9 protein-coding genes and 1 pseudogene are annotated in these 9,530 nt (G+C 57.9%); 8 read left to right on the top strand and 2 right to left on the bottom strand.

The features are described 5' to 3' along the window. The first annotated feature begins 120 nt into the window (after positions 1-120). From tsaA to P1S46_01010, 4 genes are all read left to right on the top strand, one after another. Entirely contained in the window at positions 121-537 is a 417-nt protein-coding gene (gene tsaA, locus P1S46_01025; protein MDF1535069.1) for a tRNA (N6-threonylcarbamoyladenosine(37)-N6)-methyltransferase TrmO, read from the top strand. 95 nt (positions 538-632) lie between these two features. Further along, positions 633-905 (top strand): acylphosphatase, encoded by a 273-nt coding sequence (locus P1S46_01020; GenBank protein MDF1535068.1) that lies wholly within the window; start codon positions 633-635, stop codon positions 903-905. A gap of 64 nt (positions 906-969) precedes the next feature. Further along, positions 970-2,244, top strand: a complete 1,275-nt coding sequence (locus tag P1S46_01015) for a glycosyltransferase (protein ID MDF1535067.1) — start codon at positions 970-972, stop codon at positions 2,242-2,244. A 1-nt stretch (position 2,245) separates the two neighbouring features. Continuing rightward, positions 2,246-3,376 carry an acetate/propionate family kinase gene (locus tag P1S46_01010; protein ID MDF1535066.1) on the top strand — a complete coding sequence of 377 codons (1,131 nt, stop codon included), beginning with the start codon at positions 2,246-2,248 and terminating at the stop codon, positions 3,374-3,376. A 34-nt stretch (positions 3,377-3,410) separates the two neighbouring features. Here the strand turns inward: P1S46_01010 and P1S46_01005 are convergent, their stop codons facing one another. Continuing rightward, positions 3,411-4,307 (bottom strand): sensor domain-containing diguanylate cyclase, encoded by an 897-nt coding sequence (locus tag P1S46_01005; protein ID MDF1535065.1) that lies wholly within the window; start codon positions 4,305-4,307, stop codon positions 3,411-3,413. A 125-nt stretch (positions 4,308-4,432) separates the two neighbouring features. On the opposite strand from P1S46_01005, the gene P1S46_01000 reads away from it, so the two are divergent. Then, the gene (locus P1S46_01000) at positions 4,433-5,152 is read left to right on the top strand and encodes a response regulator (GenBank protein MDF1535064.1); all 720 of its coding nucleotides are present in this window, start codon (positions 4,433-4,435) and stop codon (positions 5,150-5,152) included. On the opposite strand, the pseudogene P1S46_00995 reads toward P1S46_01000, so the two are convergent. Then, positions 5,134-5,244 (bottom strand): annotated as a pseudogene (locus tag P1S46_00995) (NRDE family protein). The gene P1S46_01000 and the pseudogene P1S46_00995 sit on opposite strands and share 19 nt — an antisense overlap. Before the next feature lie 736 nt (positions 5,245-5,980). Between P1S46_00995 and lysS the strand changes: the two are divergent. From lysS to P1S46_00980, 3 genes are all read left to right on the top strand, one after another. Then, positions 5,981-7,477, top strand: a complete 1,497-nt coding sequence (gene lysS / locus P1S46_00990) for a lysine--tRNA ligase (GenBank protein MDF1535063.1) — start codon at positions 5,981-5,983, stop codon at positions 7,475-7,477. Between the two features lie 143 nt (positions 7,478-7,620). Continuing rightward, on the top strand, positions 7,621-8,832 hold the full coding sequence (locus tag P1S46_00985) for a lipoprotein-releasing ABC transporter permease subunit (GenBank protein ID MDF1535062.1): 1,212 nt from the start codon (positions 7,621-7,623) through the stop codon (positions 8,830-8,832). Further along, entirely contained in the window at positions 8,825-9,520 is a 696-nt protein-coding gene (locus P1S46_00980) for an ABC transporter ATP-binding protein (protein ID MDF1535061.1), read from the top strand. The genes P1S46_00985 and P1S46_00980 overlap by 8 nt, the downstream gene beginning before the upstream one ends. Positions 9,521-9,530 lie beyond the last annotated feature (10 nt).

The raw sequence follows: 9,530 nt of genomic DNA, 5'->3' as shown, positions 1-9,530 counted from the left end.
TTGATTTGTGAGGAAAGGGAAAACGACGCTTTTCCCTTTCCGTGGAGCAAAAAGTCCCGGATTGGACTTTTTGCGACTCTATCACCTTTAGTCCTTGGTTCTCAGTGAAGGAAGTGCATCATGAACGAGATAGATCGCGTGGAGGCGGTTATTGTGGGGTACGTTCGATCATCCCTTATGGAAAGGGCGTCGGCGCCGCGCCAGGGCCGGGATGCGGCCCTGGAGGCCGTTATCGAGGCCCAGCCTGAGTTTGCCGAAGCCCTCGACGGCATCGGCCGGTGGGACCAGCTCCTCGTGACATGCTGGCTGCACCTCGCCCCCAGAAACACCCTGAAAGTCCATCCCAGGGGGGATACGACCCAGCCCCTTTCCGGCGTTTTCGGCACGCGCAGCCCTGTCCGCCCCAACCCCATCGCCGTCTACACGGTGGATCTTCTGAAGGTGGATGGCGGGCGGCTGCACGTCAGGGGCATCGACGCCGTGGACGGGACCCCGGTGCTGGACATCAAGCCGCATATAGGTAGGTTGGATGATTAAATGAGTGCTTGGTGCTAAGTGCTATGAGCTAAGAAAATCTGACTTCTTAGACCTTAGTCCATAGCTATGCAGTTAAGGAGCGCATCATGAACACGATGCAACGCATTACGATCCTTGTCCATGGCCGTGTCCAGGGTGTTTGCTACAGGGATTCGGCGAGGAGAAAGGCTCTGGAACTGGGTCTCGCCGGGACCGTGCAGAACCTCCCGGACGGCACGGTGAAGATCGTCGCGGAGGGGGCAGGGGATCGCCTCGAAGCCCTCATCCAGTGGGCCCGTTCAGGCCCTCCAGCGGCGGTCGTTGCCGGTCTGGATATCGAATGGGATAACGCCACAGGTATCTTCGACACGTTTCGAATTACCAGTTGAAGCAGAAAAAATGTAGTGATATTATAGATTTAGGATTTTATTAATTTTATAACCGGAGGCAGGGATGAAATACCTTACGGCACTCAGGGACGAGGCGCGCAACCGCGTGGAACAGATCGAAGAGGTCGATCTTATCGTAGGGATCCCCTGCTACAATAACCAGAGCACCATCAGTCATGTCATCCGGCAGGTCAGCCTGGGCCTGCACAAATATTTCCCTGAGAAGCGTTCCGTGATCGTCGTTTCCGACGGTGGATCCGTGGATGACTCCAGGGAGGAGGCACGGGCGGTGGAGGTCGCGCCCTTCCAGGAGATCCTGGTAACCATCTACAGGGGTGTTCCCGGCAAGGGGTCAGCACTGCGCGCTGTTCTGGAAGTTGCCCGTTTCCTCAACGCCAAGGCGTGCGTTGTCGTGGATTCAGACCTGCGGAGCATCAGCCCCCAGTGGATCAATAACCTCCTGTGTCCAATCCTGAGTGACGATTACCAGTTCGTGGCTCCCTACTACAAGCGTTTCAAGCTGGACGGGACCATCACCAACAACATCATCTACAACATGACCCGGACCCTTTACGGGAAACAGGTCCGCCAGCCAATCGGCGGGGATTTCGCCTTTTCCGCCGACGTGGTCAACTACCTGTACAACCGCGATGTCTGGGATACCGACGTGGGGAGGTTCGGCATCGATATCTGGCTGACCACCATGGCCCTGGTCAAGGGGTTCAAGGTCTGCCAGACGCGGCTGGGAGCGAAAGTCCACGATGTGAAGGACCCTTCCGAGAGCCTGGGCCCCATGTTCCGGCAGGTGGTGGCGACCCTGTTCAGCCTGATGGAAGATAACCGGTCGTTCTGGTGGGACGTCAAGGGCAGTGAAAATGTCCCTGTTGTGGGAGAGGCCATCGAAACGGAGCCGGAAAAGTTTCCCATCAACATCCAGGGTCTCATCGACGCCTTCAGGAACGGGTACAGGCAGTTCAGTCCCCTGTGGGAGACCATCCTCAGCAAGGAATCGTTCCGGGAGGTCAGGGAACTGGCCGAAGCCGGGGACGGCTTCGAACTCGACGTAGGCAAGTGGGCCCACATCCTTTACGATGCCGCGTCGACCTATCACTGCTGGCAGTCCAACCGGTTCAAACTCGTTGAGCTTCTGACCCCCCTTTACTACGCACGGGTCGCGAGTTTCGCCAGGGCGGTTGAGCACATGTCAGACGATGAGGCGGAGCAGGAGGTAGAGAGGCAGGCGAAGTTCTTCGAGGATGCAAAGCCGTACCTTCTCAAACGCTGGGCTGCGGTTGACGAGGATATCCGAAACGGGGAAACCTGCGGACAGCCTGCCTGATATGTCTTTCCTTGTACTTAACTGCGGATCGTCCAGTATCAAGGTCACCCTTTATGGTGAAGACTCCGGTGAAGTGATCCATCACTCAGTTACCGAACGGGTCACCGACCACCGCGGCAGCCTGGCCGGGATATTCCAGCAAATACAAGCACTCCTTCCCGGAGGGCTTTCCTCTCTCAGGGCGGTGGGCCACAGGGTCGTTCACGGGGGCCGGCGGTTCAGGGGGCCTGTCATCATCGATGAGGACGTCCTTGCGGGGATCCGTGGGTACGCGGAAATCGCCCCTCTCCACAACCCGCCCAATATCATGGGGATCGAGGAGTCTGCCCGGATGGCCCCGGAAGCCCTGCAGGTCGCCGTCTTCGACACTTCCTTTCACAGCGCCATCCCTTCCCATGCCCACAACTACGCCATCCCCATGGAACTTGCCAAAAAGCACCGGATCCGGCGCTACGGTTTCCACGGGATCAGCCACCAGTACATCCACTGCCGCGCCCTCGCGCTCGCGGGAAAAGGGGAGGGCGGCCTCGAAAGGGTCATCACGTGTCACCTGGGGGCCGGGTGTTCCATTGCGGCGGTCCTCAACGGGAGGTGCGTGGACACATCCATGGGTTTTACCCCCCTTGAAGGGCTGGTCATGGGAACGAGAAGCGGTGACCTGGATCCTGCCATCGTCCATTACCTCCTTTCACCGGAAGGCGGAAGGATGTCCGATGGGCAGGTCTACGATCTGCTGAACCGTGAAAGCGGCCTCAAGGGGCTTTCCGGACTGTCGGCCGACGTGCGGGATCTTATCGAGACGAGGGCGGAGGGGCACGAGGGAGCCGCCCTGGCCCTTTCGGTCTTTAACTACAGGTTGAAAAAGTATATCGCCGCGTATCACGGTGTCCTGGGAGGCGCCCAGGCCCTGGTTTTCTCAGGAGGCATCGGTGAGAATTCACCGGAGGTCAGATCCGAGGCCCTCGAGGGGCTCGGGCCCCTGGGTTTTTCCATCGATCCGGACGCCAACGTCCGCACGGTGGGGGCGGAAAGAGAGATCACAGGTGAAGGGTCGGCCGTGCGGATCTTCGTCGTCCCCACGGATGAGGACCGGATGATCTACGAAGAGGTTCGAAAACTGATAACGAAGTGATAAGAGATAAGAGATCTAAGATCAGTGTGGCAGATCAGCCGACCGCCACCCGGTTCTTACCCGCCCTTTTCGCCTTGTACATCTGCTGGTCCGCTCTCTTGACGATGGAGGCCAGATCGTCGTCGGGCCTGGCTATGGTGGCTCCCACCGTTATCGTGAAGGTGATCCTCTGATCGTTCACAGGAACACTGCTTCTCTCGATGAGCTTTCTGAAACGCTCCCCTATTGACCTGGCAGTGCCGCGATTGATGTTGGTTGTAGCGGCTATGAACTCCTCGCCGCCCCAGCGCCCCAGGATATCCATGGGACGGATAACGCCGTTGAGCGTCCGCGACACGACCTTCAGCACCTCGTCACCTGCATCATGGCCCCAGGTGTCGTTGATATCCTTGAAGTTGTCGATATCCATGAAGAAAATGGCGATCTGGGTATTGTAACGAGCTGTTTCGGCCAGCTTCGATTCCAGTGTCATCTCCAGATATCGACGGTTTCCGATGCGTGTCAGCGTATCCAGCAGAGCCAGCTGCTCGAGTTCGTCGATGCGGCGCTGGTTGGCGACATGAATGGAGTTGTCGCTGAAAATTTCCACTGCGCCAATGATCCGGCCGCCATCGTCGGTGATGGGGGAGACCCGTACAGAGACCGGGAGCCTGTGACCGTCGCGGTGGTGGAGGTAGAGGTCCTGTTCACGAGGTTGACCGTCCGTGAGAACCTCATGGAGGGGACAGCCGTCATCGCAGAGGCGTTTACCGGTATCGTCGACGTGGGCGAGGAAGTTGTCGGAGCAGGAGCGCCCCTGGGCGGTGCTTTTGGAATAACCGGTCAGCCGTTCGGCACCCTTGTTCCAGTAGGTGATGATGCGATCCTTGTCGACGAAATAGACCCCGTCGTAAAGGTTGTCCATGAGTTGCATGTAAAAGGTGTCTTTCATTGTCACCTCCCGGAACAAAAAGTAATTTATCTTATCATAATTTTCACTTGACCAGGACGTTTCTGTCGGTTAAGTTACAATTATGTAACCATGTATATGGCTGCTTTCCTGAGAAGGAGGGGATCATGGAAAACAGAAAACTTCTGCTGGTAGACGATGTGAACCTTTTTCTCCAGTTGGAAAAAACTTTTCTGACCAGGCGGTCCTTCGAGATCCATACGGCGACCAATGGGGATGAGGCCTTTCAAAAGGCCAGGGCTGTCGAGCCTGATCTCATTGTCCTGGACCTGCACATGCCCGGCATGGACGGTGATGTGGTATGCCGTCTTCTCAAGGGTGATCCCGATACCAGCTCTATTCCTGTCATCATGCTCTCCGCCGCCCAGAAGCCGGAAGACAGAAAAAGATGCCTCGATGCCGGCTGCCAGGCCTTTCTGACAAAGCCCGTCAAGAAGGATGAACTCAGCCATGCCGTAGAAGAGCAGCTCAACCTCTCGGTCAGAGACAAGTTGCGTGTCGATGTCAACTGGCCATGCCTGGTCAAGGTCGGCGATCACAAGGAGGCAGGATCTATACGGAACCTCTCGGAGGGCGGGGCTTTCCTGGCCTTCGATGAGACCCTTCACATGGGAAGTACGGTTCGTCTCCAGTTCCAGATCCCCGGGACATCTGGAATGTGCAATGTGTCGGCCAAGGTGTGCTGGAGCGGACGGTTGACTGCGGACGGTTTTCCAGGTTACGGGATCAGTTTCCAGGTAGTCAGCGCGGAGGACCTCGAGGCGATCCGGGATCATATCAGCAAGATCAGATCAGGCAGTATCGGTTCTTTGGCGGTCTCCCTGTAATTTGTGACGGCGGCGAACCTGCCGGTACGGGTGATCCCCATCCAGGTCCCGCCATTGACGAGGTCCTGCCCGGCAAAAAGGAAAGGTTTATCTTTGATAGGGTCGCAAAAAGTCCAATCCGGGACTTTTCCTGGCTCATTAATGTCCTGGGGAAAGGGAAAAGCGTCGTTTTCCCTTTCCTTACAATGACTGCTGATAGATCACCAAAGTCTGTGCGAGACTTTGGCTCAACGGGAAGGGAAAAGCGTGGTTTTCCCTTCCCTCACAGTGACTTCTGATAATCGCAAAAGATCCTGGTGGGACTTTTGCTCAACGGGAACCGAAAAGCGTGGTTTCCGGTTCCCTCACAGTGACTTCTGATAATCGCAAAAGATCCTGGTGGGACTTTTGCTCAACGGGAACCGAAAAGCGTGGTTTCCGGTTCCCTCACAGTGACTTCTGATAATCGCAAAAGATCCTGGTGGGACTTTTGCTCAACGGGAACCGAAAAGCGTGGTTTCCGGTTCCCTCACGGCTCAGTGACCTGTATTTCAGTCACTGATCCGGGCGCCCTCCCCGGGCGCGGCTGTACATCGATCCGGGCGCCCTTCCCAGGCGCGGCTTGTCATTGATTTGGGCGCCCCACGCGGGGCGCGTTGATGACTTTTTGCGAAGTCATCAACTTTAAACCGTAAACTGTTAACTGAAAACTGACCTCGGATGCCCCGCATCCGAGGTTTTGCTTGACCTTTGACCCCCTCTCTATTATCTTGAATTGTTTAATATCAACAACTTAGGAGCGTGTCGGGCGTGGGGACCACCGGCGCCGCGGACATGCAAGGGGAACGTATGTCGAAGGAACCCGATATCCAGTCAGAAAGCCGTATTCTGACGGCTCGAAAAGAGAAGGTCGAGTTGATACGGGGGTCGGGTGTAAACCCCTATCCCAATGATTTTAAAAGGGAGAATATGGCCTCCCAGGTTCACGCCGACATGGATGGTATCGAGCCGGCAAAGGTTCCCGAAACCGGGAAGAGCTACACCCTGGCAGGCCGTATCATGGCCATCCGGGATTTCGGCAAAGCCGCCTTCCTCCAGCTGGAGGACTCTTCGGCCCGGATCCAGGTCTTCATAAAAAAGGACGTCCTGGGCGAGGAGGCCCACGCCCGTTACAAGCAGTGGGACGTGGGTGACATCGTGGGGATAACGGGCACGCCCTTCGTGACCCGGACAGGAGAACTCACCATCGAGGCCGGCACTATCGTCCTTCTCACCAAGGCCGTTCGGCCTCTTCCCGAGAAATGGCACGGTCTCAAAGACGTGGAGATCCGGTACCGGCAGCGGTACGTGGATCTCATCGCCAACCCGGAAGTCCGGGAGGTTTTTAAAAAACGGACCGCCCTTATCCGGGGTATCAGGGATTATCTGGACGAAAACGGGTTCCTGGAGGTGGAGACCCCCATGATGCAGCCCATCGCCGGAGGCGCCGCTGCAAGGCCTTTCATCACCCATCACAACACCCTGGACATGGACCTGTTCCTGAGGGTGGCCCCTGAACTTTACCTGAAGCGCCTCGTGGTTGGAGGTTTCGAGCGGGTTTACGAGATCAACAGAAACTTCCGCAACGAGGGGATCTCCACAATGCACAACCCGGAGTTCACCATGCTGGAGTTCTACATGGCCTATGCCGATTACCTGGACATGATGGAGTTCACGGAGGGGCTGCTGAGATCTGCCGTGGAGGGGGCCACCGGTTCGCCGGTCCTGTCCTACCAGGGCCGGGAACTGGATTTCGGGAAGCCCTTCGTCCGCCTGGCTTTTGGCGACGCCCTGCGGTCCATTGACGGGTTCACGGAGGCAATGGAGACAGACAAGGCCAAGGCCCTGGCCTTTGCGAGGAAGAGCCATGTTCAGGTGTCCGACAAGGATCCCCTGGGCAAGGTCCACCTCAAGCTCTTCGAGCATTTCGTGGAACCGGAACTCATCGATCCCACTTTCGTCTACGATTATCCGGTCGTCGTGTCCCCGTTGTCGCGCAGAAGCGACGCCCGTCCTGAAGTAGCCGAGCGTTTCGAACTGTTCACCGTCGGCATGGAGATCGCCAACGGTTTTTCCGAGCTCAACGATCCGAGGGACCAGGAGGAGCGGTTCCGGCAGCAGGTTGAGGAACTCGCGGCAGGGGACGAGGAGGCCCACAGGATGGATTCGGATTATATCAGGGCCCTGGAGTACGGCCTGCCTCCCACGGCCGGCGAGGGCATCGGCATCGACCGACTCGTCATGCTGGTAACCGATTCGGCGTCCATCCGGGATGTGATCCTGTTCCCCCACCAGCGGGCGGAATAGCCGGAGTAGTAAGAGGAAAACATAAGCATTGACACACAGAGAGCACAGAGGCGGCCCGCTGGTAGGCCGCCCGTCCCACAGAGTTACACAGAGAAAGGCAAAAGTGAAAAGGTTTTCTGATCCAAGGCCCGAAAGGAAATTCTTTGAGATCTTTTGAGTGGATGGTGGCCATGCGCCACCTGCGTTCCCGCAAGAGCAACGCCTTCGTGTCCGTGATCACCGTGATCTCGGTCCTGGGCGTCATGGTCGGGGTAGCGGCGCTTATCACGGTCATCGCCGTCATGACGGGGTTCTCCTCCTACATGCAGGACCGGATCCTGGGGACCACCTCCCATATCCTGGTCACCGGTGTGGACGGGATCTCCCGGGTAGACAAGGTCATGGCCGAGATCCTGGAGCAGGAAGGGGTCGTGGCCGCGGCTCCCTATGTCATGGGTCAATCCCTGCTCAAGGTGGAGGGAGCCGTGACCGGGGTCGTCGTGCGGGGGATCGACCCCGCTTTAGAGGCCCAGGTCACTGAACTGGCCGCTGACATGATCCGGGGATCCATGGCCGAGCTTACCGATGACGGGATCGCCATCGGCGTGGAGCTCGCCCGACAGCACGGGCTCAAGGCCGGGGATACCGTGACCCTGGTCTCCCCGTCGGAGATCTCTTCCCCATTCGGGATGGTGCCCCTCATGGAAAGGTTCACCGTGCGCGGGATTTTCGACACCGGGATGTACGAATATGATACGGGCCTGGTACTGGTGACCCTTGGGGCGGCCCGCTCCTTCTTCGACATGGGCGAGTCGGTGAGCGGGATCGCTGTAAAAACAGACGATATCTACATGACCCATGAGATCTCCGATCGGATTCAGAAAACGGTGGGGTACTCCTACTGGGTCCGCGACTGGCGGGAGATGAACCAGAATCTGTTTTCCGCTTTGAAGCTCGAGAAGATCACCATGTTCATCATCCTGACCCTCATTATCGTGGTAGCCGCGTTCAACATCATCGGTACGCTGATCCTGGTGGTCATGGAGAAGGGCAGGGAGATCGCCATTCTCAAGGCCATGGGGGCTACGAGGAAGAACATCGGGCGCATCTTCATGCTGGAAGGGCTCATTATCGGCCTGGGAGGCACAGTCCTGGGACTGGCCATGGGGCTCGTACTTTGCTACGTCCTGGCCAACTACCAGTTCGTGGAACTGCCCGCCAGCGTTTATTACGTCACGACCCTCCCGGTCAAGGTCCAGATCCTGGATATCCTGGCTATCTGCCTGGCAGCGGTCACCGTGTCCTTCGTGGCCACTGTCTATCCGGCAAGGCGGGCCTCCCTTCTCAACCCCGTGGAGATCCTCAGGTATGAGTGACCTACGGAACCAGGTGGTTTTCGAGACGAAGGGCCTCACCAAGACCTTCACCAAGGGTGGGAAAAAGATCGAGGTCCTCAGGGAGGTGGACCTTGCCCTCGAAAAGGGAGAGGTGGTCGGGATCCTCGGCGCTTCCGGGGCCGGGAAGAGCACCCTCCTTCACCTGGCCGGCGGGCTGGACCGTCCCACCTCCGGCAGCGTCCTTTACGAGGGCCAGGACATTTTCAGACTTTCAGAACCCGCTCTGGCGGCTTTCCGCAACCGGAAGGTGGGGTTCGTTTTTCAGATGCACTACCTTCTTTCCGAGTTCACCTGTCTGGAAAACGTCATGATGCCGGGGATCATCGCGGGGCGGGATCCGCAGTCCGTTCAGGGCCGCGCAGCCGGACTCCTCGAACAGGTGGGTCTCGCCGAGAGGATGGACCACCGCCCCGGGGAACTTTCGGGAGGGGAGCAGCAAAGGGCGGCGGTGGCAAGGGCCCTCGTCAACAGCCCATCTACGGTCCTTGCCGATGAGCCTACCGGAAACCTGGACGACAGGACGGCCAGGTCGGTCCAGGACCTGTTCCTCGAGCTCAACAGCACCCACGGAACCACGTTCCTCGTGGTGACCCACAACCGGGAGATGGCTTCCAGGTTCCACCGCAGGTTCCACATCAGGGACGGCCATCTTCACCAGGAGCGATGATCTTTTGAAC

The organism is bacterium (genome assembly GCA_029210545.1).
In the GTDB taxonomy this organism is placed as follows: domain Bacteria; phylum BMS3Abin14; class BMS3Abin14; order BMS3Abin14; family BMS3Abin14; genus JARGFV01.
Note: the sequence above shows the minus strand (reverse complement) of the source record. Positions and strands in the feature narration are given on the sequence as shown.